Here is a 16,645-nt window from a genome sequence, read left to right on the forward strand (position 1 = left end):
ACGGCCCTATGGGCCGTTTATTTTTTAAGGCTTCAATCTCAATGTTTCCACAATAGCGATCAAGTTGAGCGCTATGGCCAGTATCCACAACCAGTGCCGACTCTCTGGCCACAGGGCCTGGGAGATTGTGCGCTCTAAGAAATTGGTGATGAGAGTGACCTTAGGTAGAGCAAAGGAAAGCAGGCAAAGAAAAGCTAGCCATTCCAACGCCATCCAGGTCACCAGCAGGGTGTGCGCCATAGACAGGGAAATCACTGCGCACAGCGTCAACCCCAGCAATATCACTTCGAGTATCCCTGAGCGTTCCATTTATTCTTTATACCTTTCCCGCGAATCCCGACCCAGAACCTTGGGTAACCACTCGGTAAACAATAAATACTTCACTCAGAGTAATTGCGTGCGCCAAAAATATCTGTGCCAATGCGCACAATGGTCGCGCCGCAGGCAATCGCCGCTTCCATATCAGCGGACATCCCCATTGAAAGTGTATCCAGCTCCTCATCAGGAAATAACTCACGCAGAGACTGCAGCAACTTTGCCAGCGCTAAAAAAGGTATTTGCTGTTCCTGCACAGCCTGCCGCGCCGCAGGAATCGCCATCAAACCGCGCAAGCGCAGCCCCGGCAATTGCACCACTTCCCGCGCCAGCGCCTCCAAATCCTGTGGAGCTATGCCAGACTTGCTCTGCTCATTATCGATATTGACCTGCAGGCAGATATTGAGAGGAGCCAAATGATCTGGTCGCTGGGATGACAGGCGCTGGGCGACCTTGAGGCGGTCCACCGTGTGCATCCAAGCAAAGCGCTCGGCTACCGCACGGGTCTTATTCGACTGCAAGGGCCCGATAAAATGCCAATGGATATCCAGATCTTTCAGGACATCCTGTTTTTCCAAGGCTTCCTGCAAATAGTTTTCGCCGAAGTGACGCTGGCCGGCCGCATAAGCGATGCGTAAGTCCTCCGCCGGACGGGTTTTGGAAACCGCCAGTAGAGTGATTTCTGAGGGATCGCGATTGCAGTTGTTGCAGCATGTCACAATCCGCTCACCCACTGCATTCAGGTTTTCGACGATTGTCTCTTTGCGCATATACTGAGGCCCTTACCGAAATGAGTGGCGATTTTACCTGAGCCCAAACAAGAACCATAAGGTAGCAGTATGGATATCACTGAACTCCTCGCCTTCAGCGCCAAACAAAACGCTTCGGATCTGCACCTCTCCGCAGGCCTGCCGCCGATGATCCGTGTGGATGGCGATGTGCGCCGCATCAACCTGCCGGCCATGGAACACAAGCAGGTGCACGGGCTGATCTACGAGATCATGAACGACAAGCAACGCAAGGACTACGAAGAGTTTCTCGAGACAGACTTCTCTTTCGAGGTGCCCGGTGTAGCGCGCTTTCGTGTTAACGCGTTTAACCACAATCGCGGCGCCGGTGCAGTATTCCGGACCATTCCCTCCAAGGTTTTAACCATGGAAGACCTTGGCATGGGCCAGGTCTTCAAGCAGATTTCCGATACCCCGCGCGGCCTGGTCCTGGTGACAGGGCCCACTGGCTCCGGTAAATCCACCACCCTCGCCGCGATGATGGACTACATCAACGACAATAAATACGAACACATCCTCACCATTGAGGACCCGATTGAATTCGTACACGAATCCAAAAAATGCCTGGTAAACCAGCGCGAAGTGCATAGGGATACCCACGGCTTCTCGGAAGCGTTGCGCTCGGCCCTACGTGAAGACCCGGATATTATTCTGGTGGGTGAGATGCGCGACCTGGAAACCATTCGTCTGGCACTGACTGCCGCAGAAACCGGCCACCTGGTATTCGGCACCCTGCACACTACCTCCGCTGCCAAAACCATCGACCGGGTGGTGGATGTGTTCCCAGCGCAGGAAAAAGCCATGGTGCGCTCCATGCTATCGGAATCCCTGCAGGCGGTAATCTCGCAGACTCTGCTGAAGAAAAACGGCGGTGGCCGTGTCGCCGCCCACGAAATCATGCGCGGTACCCCGGCAATCCGTAACCTGATCCGCGAAGACAAAATCGCGCAGATGTATTCCGCTATTCAAACTGGTGCCAGCGTCGGCATGCAGACCATGGACCAGTGCCTGGAAGATCTAGTGGCGCGACGCATCATCAGCCGCGAAATCGCGCGGGAAAAAGCCAAGATGCCGGATAACTTTTAAGCATCACAGGCCTTACCTCTGTCAAAAAATAAAACGCGGTAAAAAACCATGGATATTGAAAGACTGCTACAACTGGTTGTTGAGAAAGGCGCATCGGATCTATTTATCACCGCCGGGGTCCCACCATCTATCAAACTGCATGGTCGCGTGGTGCCCTGCAGCAGCACGGCACTCACCCCAGAAAAGGCGCGTGAGCTGGTAGTGGGTACCATGAATGAAAAACAGCGCCGCGAGTTCGCCGAAAAAAAAGAATTAAATTTCGCTATTGCGGTACGCAACGTGGGCCGTTTCCGGGTATCGGCTTTCTTCCAGCGCAATCTGGTGGGTATGGTGTTACGGCGTATCGAAACAAAAATTCCCACTATTGACGGCCTCGGCCTGCCAGATGTACTCAAAGATCTGGCCATGACCAAGCGCGGGCTGATCATTTTTGTGGGCGCCACCGGTACCGGTAAATCCACCTCGTTGGCCTCGATGATTGGCCACCGTAATGAGAACACCAAGGGTCATATCATCACCATTGAGGACCCGATCGAATTTATTCATCAACACCGCGGCTGTATTGTGACCCAGCGCGAAGTGGGCCTGGATACCGACTCCTTCGAGATAGCCCTGAAGAACACCCTGCGCCAGGCGCCAGATGTGATTCTGATTGGTGAGGTGCGCTCCCGCGAGACAATGGAACACGCCATCGCCTTCGCCGAAACCGGTCACTTGTGCCTGTGTACACTGCACGCCAACAACGCCAACCAGGCCCTCGACCGGATCATTCACTTCTTCCCGGCAGACCGTCACCAGCAGCTGTTTATGGACCTATCCCTGAACCTAAAGGCCATGGTCGCCCAACAGCTGGTACCGACACCGGATGGAGACGGCCGCCGCGCCTGCCTGGAAATCATGATCAATACGCCGCTGATGTCGGATCTGGTGCGCAAAGGCCAAGTACATAAGATGAAAGAGTTGATGAAACGCTCCGGTGAACAGGGCATGCAGACCTTCGACCAGGCCCTTTACGAACTCTACGATCGCGGCGAAATTACTTACGAGGACGCCCTCGCCCACGCCGACTCCGCCAACGACTTGCGCCTGATGATCAAGCTCAAGTCTGAATCCGATGCGGAGTATTTAAACAGTGCCGCCGGTGAGTTGAGTCTGCAAAATGACTCTGAGTATGGCGATGGTGGGCCGCAGCTTTACTGACCCTTACCCCATCAACTTTAAAAATTGTGAGTCACACTAAAGACATAAAAGCGGGTACTGTGCCCGCTTTTTTATTCGTAGTTTTCGACTAGTAAAACCAATTACTCAGCACATCTCAGTAATCAGCGATTTGACCGAAGACAGCATACGCCGACTCACCAGTGGTGCCTGCGTCACTCCCTCCAACTCTACCCGATAATTCACTCCGTCTCTGCGCAAACCAGTGATAAAAGTAGCTGCCACCAGTGCACTACGATGCACTCGCACAAAGCGCTTACCAAATTCGCTTTCCAGCTCTTTTAATGACTCATCAAGTATCGTCTCACCGCCAGGGTGATGGGCCACCACATATTTACTGTCGGCAACTAGGCAGCGGATGCTATCCACTTCCAATAGCTCCACCCCCATACGGCTCACTGCTTTGATACGGCTGCGGCCACGATCCTTCTCGTCACCACTAACAAGCTTTTGTTGGGGTTTATTAAGGCGCTGCACCTTTGCCAGCGCTTGGCGCAGCTGCTCCACGCTGACAGGCTTGAGCAGATAACCCACTGCGGCGGTGGCGAAGGCCGGCAGGGCGAACTCATCGTGGGCGGTACAAAAAATTATTGCTGGTGGGCACTCGCGGGTGGAAAGTTGCTGGGCCAATGCCAAGCCGCTGCCGCCGGGCATTTCTATGTCGAGCAATACCAGATCCGGGTCCAATATCTGCACCTGTATCAGCGCAGAATCAATATCCGCTGCCTCACCTACCGGAATGCAATTTTCGATTGTCGACAACTGCCGCTGCAGGCGCGCGCGGGCCAGGGGTTCATCATCGACAATCAGGATTCGCAACTGGGTCACTCCATCACCTCAGTATCTCTACTGGAATTTACGGCGGCTTTTGTTTCACGCTGGACCACCCCTAGGGGAAACAAGGGTAGCTGTAGGTTTACTCTGTAGTGGCCATTCACCCGACCGGCGGTAAACTTGAAGCGATCACCGTAATAGGCCGCAAGGCGCTGGCGAATATTCTCCACCGCCATACCGTTGCTTTCCCTGGTGGAACGCACAGTTTCCGCCGGAAGTGGGTTTTCAATATCAATACGCAGTGCACCGTCTTCGGTTTTTACGGCCACTTCAATTGTGCCGCCCTCACGCAGCTGAGCCACACCATGTAAAACAGCGTTTTCAAGCAGCGGCTGCAGCAACATACTGGGTACCTGCATATCCTCTAGAGCGCCCTGTTGCTGCCATTGCTGCTGTAAACGCTCTCCCAGGCGCAGGGCTTCAATCTCCAGATAGCGCTGGGCCAATTGTATTTCCTGCGACAGCGGCACCAGCTTTGGATCGGCGAGGCTGGCCCGAAACAACACGCACAAATCTTCCACCAATCGCTCGGCGCGATCCGGGTCTACCGCGATCAGGCTGGCCAGGCTATTCATGCTGTTAAACAAAAAATGCGGTCGTATGCGAGACTGCAACGCCTCAATACGCGCACCCAGCTCCGCCTGTTGCTGGTTGTACAGTTGCTGCTGTAAATAGGCGTAGCGCAATACCACCCCGGCACAGATAGCCCCCAGTAGGCAATCGCTGGCCAGGCCCCACCAGTCGAACTCTGCCTGCAGCAACAGAGCGCGCAGGTAGCGCTGAATTCCCATTACCATTCCAAGCACGCCCAACACCGCAATAAAACTGATAGCGCCAGCATGTTTGTGGGGTAATTTTGCTAGATAGGGGCGCAGCCGGCAAAGCACGGCGGCACAGGGCAATATCACCCACTGAATCACCAGGGACACTAAGCCAAGTCGCTGCCAATTGAAGTCACGCAGCCCGTCCAAGGCGAGCACCAGCACCAGCGCCAGTAATTCCCCCATCAATACCAGTGCGGCCAGGGCGGTGACACTGCATAAATCCGGCAGGAAAGGCACCTGTCCGGTGAGCGCAGAATCCTTGCTATTGATGTCAGTTTTTCGAATTTTCTGCGATATAATGCCCGACGGCCTGGGAAATGACATGCAGTTGTTATTCTTGATTGTCCCTGTATTCAAAGCGCACGATACCACCAAGCTCCCCGGCCTTTCACCTCACTGCAGCCAGGAAAACCATGAGCAACGACAAACCCGACTCCGCCACTAATCCCGCCGCCAAACTCTGGGGCGGTCGTTTCAGCGAAGCCACCGACGCTTTCGTAGAGCGATTTACCGCCTCCGTCACCTTCGATCAGCGCATGGCGCTCGAAGATATCCAGGGTTCCCTCGCTCATGCACAGATGCTATCCGAGGTAGGAGTATTGAGCGGTGATGAATATCACCAGATTGCCGATGGCTTGAAAGAGATCGCTGCGGAGATTGAGGCCGGTGACTTTCCCTGGTCGGTGCAGCTGGAAGATGTCCACATGAATATCGAGGCGCGCCTGACCGAGCGCATCGGTGCCACCGGTAAAAAACTGCACACTGGCCGCTCCCGCAACGACCAGGTCGCTACCGATATCCGCTTATGGCTGCGCGGCCGCATCGACCGGATCGGCGCCGAGTTAACCCGCCTGCAAACCGGGTTGGTAGACCTGGCCGAACGCGAAGCCGATACCATTATGCCCGGCTTTACCCACCTGCAGAGCGCGCAACCGGTTACCTTCGGCCACCACCTGCTGGCCTGGAATGCCATGCTCAGCAGGGATTTTGAACGCCTGATGGATTGCCGCAAACGGGTGAATCGCTCGCCCCTGGGTGCCGCAGCCTTGGCGGGCACCAGCTATCCAATCGACCGCGCGCGCACTGCCGAACTGCTGGGCTTCGATGCCCCGACCGAAAACTCCCTGGACTCGGTGAGCGACCGGGATTTCGCCATTGAATTCTGCGCCTTCGCCGCCCTGCTGCTCACCCATTTGTCCCGCGCCAGCGAAGAGTTGGTGCTCTGGACTTCCAGCCAGTTCGACTTTATCGACCTGCCGGACCGTTTCTGCACCGGCTCTTCTATCATGCCGCAGAAAAAAAATCCGGATGTACCCGAACTGGTACGCGGTAAAACCGGCCGTGTGAACGGCCACCTGATTGCACTGCTGACCTTGATGAAGAGCCAACCGCTGGCCTACAACAAAGACAATCAGGAAGATAAAGAGCCTTTGTTCGACGCCGCCGACACCGCACTGGACTGCCTGCGCGCTTTTGCAGATATGGTGCCCGCACTCAAGGCAAAAAAAGAACATATGCTGGCGGCAGCCGCCAAGGGTTTCTCCACGGCCACCGACCTGGCGGATTACCTGGTGCGCAAAGGCATTGCTTTCCGCGATGCCCACGAGATCGTCGGCCAGTCGGTTTCCTTTGCCATTGAAGAGGAGAAAGACCTGGCGGAACTGAGCCTGGAGCAGCTACAGCAATTCTCCGCTGATATCGGCGAGGATGTCTTTGAAGTGCTCACCCTGGAGGGCTCGGTAGCCGCCCGCAACCATATCGGCGGCACCGCTCCCGATCAGGTTCGCAGCGCCTGTGCGCGGGCGCGGGCGCAGATCGAAGAGCGCCACTGAGAACGAGTTCCAGCAGAGCAAAGCGTCCGGTTTTTTTGAAACCGGGCGTTCGAAATGCGGCCAATCAATAAACCGGGATTACTGTGATAATCCCAGATCGACCGGCTCCCCCTGCTGTTCTGTCAGCACGCGATTGAGCAGGGTCGGCAGATTTTCCTCAGTGGTGCTGCATTTCCAGCCGGGCGCGGTAAAAGCGAGGTGGTAACCGCCCGACTTAGCGGCGACCCAAAGCTCCTGATTGGCGGACTGCCGGGAGAGAATAACCTGGCTGCCATTATCCTCCAGAGTCAGGGTAAGCACCGCACCGCTGCGCTCGTAATCGATATCCCAGTCACAATCGTCCAGGGCATCCTCGATCGACATCAGGGTATGCTCAATGGCCGCTTCATATTCCGTTTGGCTCATCTTTTATTACTTCTGTTACCGTCTACTGTGTTCAATCTATTGGCTCGCTATACTATCAGGCTTTTGCCGAACACCGCTCTAAAGCCCGAGTGCAGGATGTCACCCATGCCGAAAAAAATGCTCCTCCCCCTTTACGCCCTGCTGAGTGCGTCCGCACTCCTCAGCGGCTGCGGACAGAAGGGACCGCTGTACCTGCCCCAGGCGCCGGCTGAACCCGCGCCGGCTATCACCACTGGCCCGCCCTCCACGGTGCCCACTAGTAGCACTGCGGTGGAGCCCGATGAACCGGAACTTCTACCTGCAGGGGAAGTTGTAGTACCGGAGGGATATTCCGAACCGGACGACTATTCGCAACCTGAAGATTACTCTGAGCCGGAAGACTACCCGGAAGAGGGCTACCCAGAGGAGCAAGCACCGCAGAAATGAGTGAGTTCAGTTATCGCCAAGGCAGCCTGTGGGCAGAACAGGTATCACTGGAAGAGGTCGCCGAGCGTTTCGGAACCCCCACCTATGTCTACAGCCGCGCCCACTTCGAGCGCCAATATCAAGCCTATGCCGAGGCACTGGGCAGCCACCCGGGCCTGATCTGCTATGCGGTGAAAGCCAATAGCAACCTGGGTATTTTATCGCTGCTGGCCCAGCTCGGCGCCGGTTTTGATATCGTCTCGGGGGGAGAACTGGAGAGGGTATTGCTGGCAGGAGGAGACCCCTCACGAGTTGTGTTCTCTGGTGTAGGCAAAACTGCGGAGGAGATGCGCCGCGGCCTGGAAGTGGGTGTGCACTGCTTTAATATCGAGTCGGAAGCCGAAATGCGCCGTCTAGAGCAGGTGGCAGCGGAATGTGAGGCCGTTGCCCCAATCTCACTGCGGGTCAACCCGGACGTGGATGCGCAAACCCATCCCTATATTTCCACCGGCCTCAAGGAAAACAAATTCGGCATCGCGATCAATAGTGTCCTGGATGTGTATTTGTACGCAGCCCGCTCGCCACACTTGAGAGTGACCGGAGTGGATTGCCATATCGGCTCCCAGCTCACCGAGGTGGCGCCCTTCCTGGATGCCCTCGACCGCCTGTTGGCACTGGTGGACACACTCGCCGCAGAGGGAATCCAGCTGGAACACCTGGACCTGGGTGGTGGCCTCGGGGTCCGTTACCGAGGGGAAGAACCCCCTGTGGTTGCAGACTATCTGCAAGCGATTCTGGAGCGTATCGGTGAACGCCAGCTGGGCCTGATACTGGAACCGGGCCGTTCAATTGCCGCCAACGGCGGTGTTTTGCTAACCCGAGTTGAGTATCTGAAGCACACCGAAGGACACAACTTCGGCATCGTCGATGCGGCTATGAACGACAATCTGCGGCCGGCTCTCTACCAAGCCTGGCAGGACATAGTGCCAGTCACACCAGGCGACGGTGAGGACACGCTCTGGGATATCGTTGGCCCTGTTTGCGAAACCGGCGACTTCCTCGGCAAGAATCGCGCCCTGGCCCTGCGCGAGGGGCAGCTGCTGGCCATGCTGTCTGCAGGCGCCTACGGCTTCACCATGAGTTCCAACTACAATAGCCGCCCGCGCGCAGCGGAAGTGCTGGTGGATGGGGAGAATAGCTACCTGGTGCGCACGCGGGAAACCTTCGACGACCTGGTTCGGGGTGAGACCCCGGTGCCTGAAAAGGTCTGACGGTTTGTGTCATCCTTGTCCCTTAGTTATCACCCAAGTTACCACCCAACAAAATACCGGGGCGCCAACAACCGCGGCGTCACCGGCGGCGATCAGCCCTTGGATGGCAGGCTCAATCAGTCTTACAGAGAAATGGAATGCGCGTTAAATTCAGCAAGATGCACGGACTCGGCAATGATTTTGTGATGCTCGACGGCATCAGCCAGAGACTCAAGTTGTCCCCGGATAAAATTCGCCGAATTGCCGATCGGCGTCTTGGTATCGGCTGCGATCAGGTACTGCTGGCCGAGCCGCCACGGGAGCCAGACGCGGACTTTCGCTATCGGATCTTCAATGCCGATGGTAGTGAAGTGGAAAATTGCGGCAATGGTGCGCGCTGTTTCGCCCGTTTCGTGCGCGAACGCCGCCTGACTGGTAAAAAACGCCTCACAGTTGAAACCGCCGCGGGCATGCTGCACCTACGAGTACTCGATAACGACCAGGTCAGTGTCGATATGGGCGCGCCGGTTTTAGAGCCGGAGAGAATACCTTTCAATGCCGATCGTCGCGCGGATAGCTATCCACTGGAAGTCCATGACGAGACCTATACCATCGGTGCCCTCTCCATGGGCAACCCACACGCGGTACTACTGGTCGACGATATTCACAGCGCCCCAGTAGAGACACTCGGCCCTTCAATCGAGGCACACCCTCGCTTCCCACAGAAGGTCAACGTGGGTTTCCTGCAAATTGACTCCCGCACCCAGGCACAACTGCGCGTATTTGAGCGCGGTGTAGGCGAGACTCGCGCCTGTGGCACCGGTGCCTGCGCAGCTATGGTGTATGCCCGCATGCGCGACTTGGTGGATGACCAGGTAGAAATCCGCCTACCCGGCGGGCCCCTGACAATCCACTGGAGTGGGCCAGGACAGCCAGTTACTATGACCGGGCCCACTACTACAGTTTTCCACGGGCAAATCATTATTTAAGTAATTACGCGCGCGGGCGAACCTTTTCTCCAACAGAGAACAGGGTTCACCACGCGTCAGCGCCAATGTGAACAGAATATGATGGAACACACAGACGCCAATCAAACTTCTGATGAGATTGTCGCCGGCAACCACAGGAAAACCCAGCGCGATGACAAGCTGCTCGCGCGCCAGGTAGCTCGCTATCTAACGCAAAATCCTGAGTTTTTTGTCGAGCGCATGGATCTGCTCGAGACCATCAAATTACCTCGGGAAAACGGCAAGACCGTGTCGCTGATGACACATCACACCAACCTGCTGCGCGAGCGCAATATCGAGATGCGCCAACGCCTCGACCAGTTGCTGCACAATGCCCGCGACAACGACCAGCTATTTTTTAACAGCCGCCGCCTTATCCTCGCACTGCTGGAAGCGCAGACCATTGGCGAGGTCACTGAGGCTCTCTACAGCAGTTTTTCCAACGACTTCGCTGTGGAATTCACCAGCCTGACCCTGTTTGGTCCGCTAGGGGTTCCGACCGACAGGCTCGGGGAAGTGCGCACCAGCACGCTCTCCAGCGCGGAAACAGCCATTGGCGCCATATTGCGCAATGGCCGGCCGATCTGCGGAATTTTGCGCCCCGGTGAAAAAGAGTATCTATTTGGTGAAAACTGGCAGGAGGTTGCCTCCGCCGCAGTGATCCCACTGGGTAACCAGCTGGGCATGCTGGCCGTTGGATCAACCGATCCACAATACTATCGCTCCAGCCTCGGCACCCTGTTTCTCTCTTACATTGGAGAAGTTCTGGAGCGCCTGCTGCCCAGGCTGCTGAACCCCTGAGATTGACCAGCACCACTTCTAAGTCGATAAGCGCAGGCCTATAAAAACTTCTTCGAGAAGAGGTCTTGCCGCCGACCTGATATCAGGGGCGGCAAAGTTGAGAGATGCTAAATAGGGCGACTACCGTATTTAGGTTGCGGTTTGCGTGGAGGGTCGGCGGTGACATCTGGATCAACTTCACTAATCGCCCCACCACTGGCTAAGAATTCCTCGACATCGGAACTCAGCTGGCTTCTGGCGCGTTCACGGGAGGTAATAGAGCGCTCTTCGGCAAATTCTTCGGTTTCCTTATTGCGAGCGTTCTTACCCTGATCTTCATAACCATCTTTCATAGCAAAACCCTGTAACCCTTACTCCTGTTACAGAGGGAGTACCTCTGTGCCGCCCCTTCCCGCGGCGTCAATGGAATTGAAAGCCACCGGGGTGACAATCACCTACCGCATTAAAAGCGGCGATTAATATATAGGCACTTACTAACCACGCTGCCAGCCGCAGACACCGGAGCCCGTAGAGTTTTTTGTTGGGTGAAAATCGGGGAGATATTGCAGTTTGTTATGGTGATTTAAGCGACAGGAGTGGTGAAACCCACCGGTTGGAAGCGTTCATGATCGAGTTTAGAGGGAGGGCAAAGCTAAAGCCCCTTACGGGGCTTAAAACGCCTGGATATCATTTAACGAAATACCCAAATTAGCCGGTAACTGTTACACCGCCTCGCTACCAGTTTCACCGGTACGGATACGTATCACTTCTTCCAATGCGGTAATAAAGATTTTACCGTCGCCAATTTTTCCGGTCTGTGCCGCCTTGGTGATAGCCTCAACAGCCGCATCGACCATGCTGTCATCGACGGCCAGCTCCAGTTTGACCTTAGGCAGAAAGTCCACCACATACTCTGCACCGCGATAGAGTTCGGTATGCCCCTTCTGGCGACCAAAGCCTTTCACTTCCGTCACCGTCATTCCCTGGACGCCGACTTCGGAAAGTGCAGTGCGCACATCATCCAGTTTGAAGGGCTTCACTACGGCCGTTATTAATTTCATCTTGTGTCTTTCCCCTGGTTTATCTTCTTTGCGGGAACCTCAATCCGGCGATCGCCCCAATATCGGATATTGGATATCTGGGCGACGCCATTATAGAGCGGCTATTTGCTCATAAATTCCGGGTAAGCTTCCATTCCACACTCGGCCAAGTCAACACCCTCCATCTCTTCGTCTTCACTGACGCGGATACCGGTTACCAGCTTGAGCAGATACCAAACCGCCAGGGAGCTAACAAAGACCCAGAAGAAGATGGTCAAGGCTCCAACCAGCTGGCCCACAAGGGTGGATTTCTCATTGGTGAGGGGCACCAACAGCAGACCAAGCAGGCCGACAACACCGTGAACGGAAATAGCGCCAACCGGGTCATCGATTTTGAGTTTATCCAGGGTGATGATGGAGAAGACCACCAAGATACCGGCAAACATACCGAACACAGTCGCCTGCAGCGCGGTAGGAGTAGCAGGCTCCGCAGTGATTGCCACCAAGCCCGCCAGGGCACCATTGAGCAGCATCGTGAGGTCGGCTTTACCGAAGAGTAAACGAGCGGTGATCAACGCGGCGATAGCGCCACCGGCTGCGGCAGTATTGGTATTCACAAATACCATAGCCACTGAGTGCGCACTGGCTGCATCGCCCAGCTTTAATACGGAACCACCATTAAAACCGAACCAGCCCATCCACAGGATAAAGGTACCTAGGGTTGCCAGCGGCAGATTGGCACCAGGAATCGCATAGACCTGTCCGTTAGGACCGTATTTGCCTTTACGCGCGCCCAGCAACAGTACCCCGGCTAGCGCTGCAGAGGCACCTGCCATATGCACGATTCCAGAGCCGGCAAAGTCAGAGAAACCGAGATCCCCCAAGCTGTACAGACCAAAAACTTTCTGGCTACCCCAAGTCCAGGAGCCTTCCAGCGGGTAGATAAAGCCGGTCAATACCACCGCAAAAGCGAGGAAGCTCCAAAGCTTCATACGCTCGGCCACGGCGCCGGACACGATGGACATGGCGGTGGCAACAAACACCACCTGGAAGAAAAAGTCAGAGGCTTTCGAATAAACGGAATCGCCATCAAACCCATTACTGGAGGAATCTGCCAGTACAGTATCGAGACTAAATGCTTCAATTCCAGAGAGCATCCAGCTGCCATCGTACATAATGGCGTATCCGGTGAGCAGATACATAATGCACGCTATGGCAAACAGCGCGACATTCTTGGTGAGGATTTCCGTGGTGTTTTTAGAGCGCACCAGGCCGGCTTCCAGCATGGCGAAACCCGCGGCCATCCACATGACCAGCGCACCACACATAAGGAAATAAAAAGTATCAATTGCGTACTGCAATTGAAATATCTGGTTTTCCATGTTTCTCTCCGTTCAAGTCTGGATATTGTTAAAATTATGTTTGGTTGCTATCAATTTAGATGGCATCCCTGCCGGTTTCACCGGTTCTTATCCGCACTACCTGCTCCAGGTTGGCAACAAATATTTTTCCATCACCAATTTTTCCGCTGTGTGCGCTGGAGCCCAGCGTTTCCAACACCTTGTCTAACTGGGAATCCTCTACGGCAATTTGCAGCATAGTTTTCGGCAAAAAATCCACTACATATTCAGCACCCCGATACAATTCGGTATGGCCTTTTTGCCGGCCAAAACCTTTCACTTCTGTAACGGTAACGCCATTCACACCCACTTCTCTGAGGGCATCGCGCACGGCATCCAACTTAAAAGGTTTGATAATTGCGGTAATTAATTTCATGGACTCCCCCAAAAAAACATGCCCGCGAATTATCGCGGGCGAATGGATTACCAAGTGTAGGTAGCGCCAACTACCAGCGAGGGTTCACACCAGTCATAATCAAAGCACTCTTTTTTGCTCAAATTAGTTCCAACATATGCAGCACTCAAGTTCAACCCACCGAAATCTCTACTGAGCGTTGCGGAGTAATCGATATAGTTATCTTCCTCATAAAGAAACTCATCCTCCTTGAAAATATTGTAACCAACATGTAAATCCAGACTCAGCTCTGCGGGCAGTGAGAAACTGTATTCTGCAAAGGTGTAATAAAATTCATCGCTCTGCGCCCAATAATCGGGTGAGTACGCAAATCCGAGGGTCAGATCTTTAATGCTGAGGTTGCTATACACTTCCCAGTAATCTTCATCCTGGTCACTGCCGTGATAGGCGTAATAGATATAGCCAACGTCGTAACTAATAGAGTCATTGATATCCGCAGAAAAACCGCCGTAAAAATCCTGTTCGTAATCGGTCTCATCAACTTCATAATCAAAGTCCACCTGTGAGGCCCAGGTGCCGACATAGAAACCGTTGCCAAAATCCAGATCGAGACCACCCTGAATTGCGGGATTTCTATCTTTTTGTGAGATACCCCGGAAACGATAATCTGACACCATACCCAGGTTGGCGCTAAAACTGATGCCCTCTTCCTGAGTGCTACTGGAAGAGGTATTTTCTTCAGCATTCGATAGATTGGCAGTGCCCAACGCCAGTAAAGCGCCAGCGAAAATAGTGGCAATTTTATGCTTTTTAACTTCCACTTTATTTCTCCTAAATTTCTGTAGGCTGTATTTCAAGAGCTGTAATGGCGCCGCCTGCAATCGGTCCTGCACTGTCGGGTATGACAGAGGGTCTCTTGCGTCTTGTGAACCGCTACTTTCCCAGACTCCCGTGATCGTAAATGGCACACCTGCCCTTTCTTTGCAGAGTTAGTGCCAAGACTGCAATACACAATAAAATCAACAAGTTAGCGGCAGAATAAGCAATCGGAATAAATACGAACAAAGTGCCCGCAAAATCTTACGCACCAAGATGGGACCATTTGTCATTGCGTGCACAGAAGTGGGGAATCTTGCAGAGGCAAAGTTCAGAATAGTGCACAAAGAGTCAGCTTTTGTGGCTATAGGGTGTGAGTTACAATCCTGTGCCAATAGAAATGTTTTAAACAGTAAGGAGTTGCCCGTGGCTGCGGACAAACTGCAACAACTCTTAAAAGAACTGCAACAGCAGGGCACTGTAGTCACTAATGACCTGCGCAGTGCCCTGGAGGTCTCCCTGGACAAGTTACCGCTGGTCTCCCAGCGCGAGTTCGATACCCAAGTGGAGATACTGAGACGCACCAGGGAAAAACTGGCCCGCTTGGAAGACAAGGTGGAAATACTGGAGCAGGCCCTCACACAAAGAGAACGCAAGCCCGAGGACTAGTTTCCCCCACAAGCCTCCACATCAAGGATGAAAATGTGAGCCTGTCAGTTACCTACACCCGCGCACAGCTGGGTGTTAACGCCCCACTGGTCACCGTTGAGACCCACCTAGCCAACGGGCTCCCCGCCTTCCATATCGTCGGCCTGCCGGAAGCCGCCGTACGCGAGAGCCGCGACCGGGTACGCAGTGCCCTAATCAACAGCCATTTTGAATTCCCACAACGACGTATCACCGTTAACCTGGCGCCCGCCGATCTGCCCAAAGAGGGCGGGCGCTACGACCTCGCTATTGCTATCGGCATACTCGCCGCCTCCGGCCAGGTACCCAGTGAACCGCTGGAAAGCTACGAATTTATCGGAGAGCTCGCCCTTACCGGCGGAATACGCCAAGTCAGTGGCGCACTACCAGCAGCTATCGCCAGCGCCGCCGCCGAGCGTCTATTAATAGTGCCCAACGAAAATAGTAGCGAAGCTGCCCTGGCCGGTAGCGAAGTAGCTAGCGCCAACTCGCTACTTGAAGTGTGCGCAGAACTGCACGGCCGAGAGAAGTTGCCACGCGGGAAAGCGCGAATTGAGCAAGTGATCACTCACACCACAGACCTCGCCGATGTGCGCGGCCAGCTCAAGGCGAGGCGCGCTTTGGAAGTCGCCGCAGCGGGTGGCCACAACCTTTTGTTCTACGGGCCCCCGGGTACAGGCAAAACCATGCTGGCCAGCCGTCTACCTGGGATATTGCCACCTCTTACCAGCCATGAATCTATTGAAGTCGCAGCCGTATACTCCAGCGCCGGCTTACCCTATCAGAGTCACAGACCATTCCGTGCGCCGCATCACAGCGCCTCCCCGACTTCCCTGGTCGGCGGCGGCAGTACCCCGCGCCCAGGGGAGATCTCCCTAGCCCACCGCGGCGTCCTGTTTCTGGATGAAATGCCGGAGTTTCCCCGCCACGCTTTGGAGATACTGCGCGAACCATTGGAAAATGGTGAGGTGCGTATCTCACGTGCACGAGCCCAGGTCACCTTCCCCGCCCACTTCCAGCTGGTGGCCGCCATGAATCCTTGCCCCTGTGGTTATCTGGGGGAACCGCGCTGCCGCTGCACCCCGGATCAGATTGACCGCTACCGCGGCAAGCTGTCTGGACCACTATTAGATCGAATTGATATGCAGGTGGAAGTGGGGGCAATGAGTGCAGTGCAGCTGCAGGACTCGCCTGCCGGAGAGTCATCGGAATGTGTACGAGAGCGGGTCTGTCATGCCCGGCAACAGCAACTACAACGGCAGGGGACGATCAACAGCCTGTTAAAAGGCGCACAGCTGGAAAACCACTGCGCACTGGGGGATAAAGAAAAACTGCTACTGCGGCAGTCCGTAGAAAAGTTGGGGCTTTCCGCGCGCAGCTACCACCGGGTGCTCAAGGTGGCGCGCACTCTAGCGGACCTGGCCAAACTGGAAAAGATTGGCACCGCACAAATTGCCGAGGCGTTGGCCTATCGAAATCTAGACAGGCGTCAAACAGTTACGGCTTCTCTTTAAAAATTTTCCTAGCCAGCAACTAATAGACTTGAGCCTACCGTTATCTCACAGACCTCTGCAGATCATTCTGCAGAGGCTTTAGATCCACC

At 54.8% G+C, this 16,645-nt stretch carries 19 protein-coding genes; 9 read left to right on the top strand and 10 right to left on the bottom strand.

Annotation, left to right across the window (positions count from 1 at the left end):
• Nucleotides 1–24: 24 nt before the first annotated feature.
• The gene (locus LC073_RS03460) at nt 25–309 is read right to left on the bottom strand and encodes a hypothetical protein (RefSeq protein WP_226643531.1); all 285 of its coding nucleotides are present in this window, start codon (nt 307–309) and stop codon (nt 25–27) included.
• Between the two features lie 71 nt (nt 310–380).
• A complete protein-coding gene (locus tag LC073_RS03465; RefSeq protein ID WP_226643533.1) occupies nt 381–1,085 on the bottom strand; it encodes a YggS family pyridoxal phosphate-dependent enzyme in 705 nt (234 codons plus the stop codon).
• Between the two features lie 69 nt (nt 1,086–1,154).
• Between LC073_RS03465 and LC073_RS03470 the strand changes: the two genes are divergently transcribed.
• Nucleotides 1,155–2,189 (top strand): type IV pilus twitching motility protein PilT, encoded by a 1,035-nt coding sequence (locus tag LC073_RS03470; RefSeq protein ID WP_226643535.1) that lies wholly within the window; start codon nt 1,155–1,157, stop codon nt 2,187–2,189.
• A gap of 48 nt (nt 2,190–2,237) precedes the next feature.
• Complete coding sequence (locus tag LC073_RS03475) at nt 2,238–3,389, top strand: PilT/PilU family type 4a pilus ATPase (protein ID WP_226643538.1); 1,152 nt, start codon at nt 2,238–2,240, stop codon at nt 3,387–3,389.
• A 105-nt stretch (nt 3,390–3,494) separates the two neighbouring features.
• Here LC073_RS03475 and LC073_RS03480 read toward each other — a convergent pair whose 3' ends face one another.
• Together LC073_RS03480 and LC073_RS03485 are read right to left on the bottom strand one after the other, a co-directional pair.
• A complete protein-coding gene (locus LC073_RS03480; protein WP_226643540.1) occupies nt 3,495–4,235 on the bottom strand; it encodes a LytR/AlgR family response regulator transcription factor in 741 nt (246 codons plus the stop codon).
• Entirely contained in the window at nt 4,232–5,389 is a 1,158-nt protein-coding gene (locus tag LC073_RS03485; RefSeq protein ID WP_226643542.1) for a sensor histidine kinase, read from the bottom strand. The genes LC073_RS03480 and LC073_RS03485 overlap by 4 nt, the downstream gene beginning before the upstream one ends.
• Nucleotides 5,390–5,478: 89 nt before the next feature.
• Between LC073_RS03485 and argH the strand changes: the two genes are divergently transcribed.
• Nucleotides 5,479–6,897 (top strand): argininosuccinate lyase, encoded by a 1,419-nt coding sequence (gene argH / locus LC073_RS03490; RefSeq protein WP_226643544.1) that lies wholly within the window; start codon nt 5,479–5,481, stop codon nt 6,895–6,897.
• A 78-nt stretch (nt 6,898–6,975) separates the two neighbouring features.
• On the opposite strand, the gene cyaY is transcribed toward argH, so the two are convergent.
• Nucleotides 6,976–7,302, bottom strand: coding sequence for an iron donor protein CyaY (gene cyaY / locus LC073_RS03495; RefSeq protein ID WP_226643547.1), 327 nt, complete (start codon nt 7,300–7,302; stop codon nt 6,976–6,978).
• A gap of 105 nt (nt 7,303–7,407) precedes the next feature.
• Between cyaY and lptM the strand changes: the two genes are divergently transcribed.
• From lptM to LC073_RS03515, 4 genes are all read left to right on the top strand, one after another.
• Nucleotides 7,408–7,728, top strand: a complete 321-nt coding sequence (lptM, locus tag LC073_RS03500; protein ID WP_226643550.1) for an LPS translocon maturation chaperone LptM — start codon at nt 7,408–7,410, stop codon at nt 7,726–7,728.
• Nucleotides 7,725–8,978, top strand: coding sequence for a diaminopimelate decarboxylase (lysA, locus tag LC073_RS03505; RefSeq protein WP_226643552.1), 1,254 nt, complete (start codon nt 7,725–7,727; stop codon nt 8,976–8,978). Before lptM ends, lysA begins: the two co-directional genes overlap by 4 nt.
• A 137-nt stretch (nt 8,979–9,115) precedes the next feature.
• Nucleotides 9,116–9,946, top strand: a complete 831-nt coding sequence (gene dapF, locus LC073_RS03510) for a diaminopimelate epimerase (RefSeq protein WP_226643554.1) — start codon at nt 9,116–9,118, stop codon at nt 9,944–9,946.
• Nucleotides 9,947–10,024: 78 nt separating this feature from the next.
• Entirely contained in the window at nt 10,025–10,765 is a 741-nt protein-coding gene (locus tag LC073_RS03515; protein ID WP_226643556.1) for a DUF484 family protein, read from the top strand.
• 107 nt (nt 10,766–10,872) lie between these two features.
• On the opposite strand, the gene LC073_RS03520 is transcribed toward LC073_RS03515, so the two are convergent.
• From LC073_RS03520 to LC073_RS03540, 5 genes are all read right to left on the bottom strand, one after another.
• Nucleotides 10,873–11,097 carry a hypothetical protein gene (locus LC073_RS03520; RefSeq protein ID WP_226643557.1) on the bottom strand — a complete coding sequence of 75 codons (225 nt, stop codon included), beginning with the start codon at nt 11,095–11,097 and terminating at the stop codon, nt 10,873–10,875.
• A 369-nt stretch (nt 11,098–11,466) separates the two neighbouring features.
• On the bottom strand, nt 11,467–11,805 hold the full coding sequence (locus tag LC073_RS03525; protein WP_152450594.1) for a P-II family nitrogen regulator: 339 nt from the start codon (nt 11,803–11,805) through the stop codon (nt 11,467–11,469).
• 101 nt (nt 11,806–11,906) lie between these two features.
• Complete coding sequence (locus LC073_RS03530) at nt 11,907–13,166, bottom strand: ammonium transporter (protein WP_226643559.1); 1,260 nt, start codon at nt 13,164–13,166, stop codon at nt 11,907–11,909.
• A gap of 55 nt (nt 13,167–13,221) precedes the next feature.
• Nucleotides 13,222–13,560 carry a P-II family nitrogen regulator gene (locus tag LC073_RS03535; protein WP_226643561.1) on the bottom strand — a complete coding sequence of 113 codons (339 nt, stop codon included), beginning with the start codon at nt 13,558–13,560 and terminating at the stop codon, nt 13,222–13,224.
• A 47-nt stretch (nt 13,561–13,607) separates the two neighbouring features.
• Nucleotides 13,608–14,360 carry a TorF family putative porin gene (locus LC073_RS03540; protein WP_226643563.1) on the bottom strand — a complete coding sequence of 251 codons (753 nt, stop codon included), beginning with the start codon at nt 14,358–14,360 and terminating at the stop codon, nt 13,608–13,610.
• 421 nt (nt 14,361–14,781) lie between these two features.
• Between LC073_RS03540 and LC073_RS03545 the strand changes: the two genes are divergently transcribed.
• Entirely contained in the window at nt 14,782–15,024 is a 243-nt protein-coding gene (locus LC073_RS03545) for an accessory factor UbiK family protein (RefSeq protein WP_226643565.1), read from the top strand.
• Between the two features lie 35 nt (nt 15,025–15,059).
• Nucleotides 15,060–16,556, top strand: a complete 1,497-nt coding sequence (locus LC073_RS03550; protein ID WP_226643567.1) for a YifB family Mg chelatase-like AAA ATPase — start codon at nt 15,060–15,062, stop codon at nt 16,554–16,556.
• The last annotated feature ends 89 nt before the right edge of the window (nt 16,557–16,645 follow it).

This window comes from Microbulbifer variabilis (assembly GCF_020524905.1).
GTDB classification, from domain to species: domain Bacteria; phylum Pseudomonadota; class Gammaproteobacteria; order Pseudomonadales; family Cellvibrionaceae; genus Microbulbifer; species Microbulbifer variabilis_A.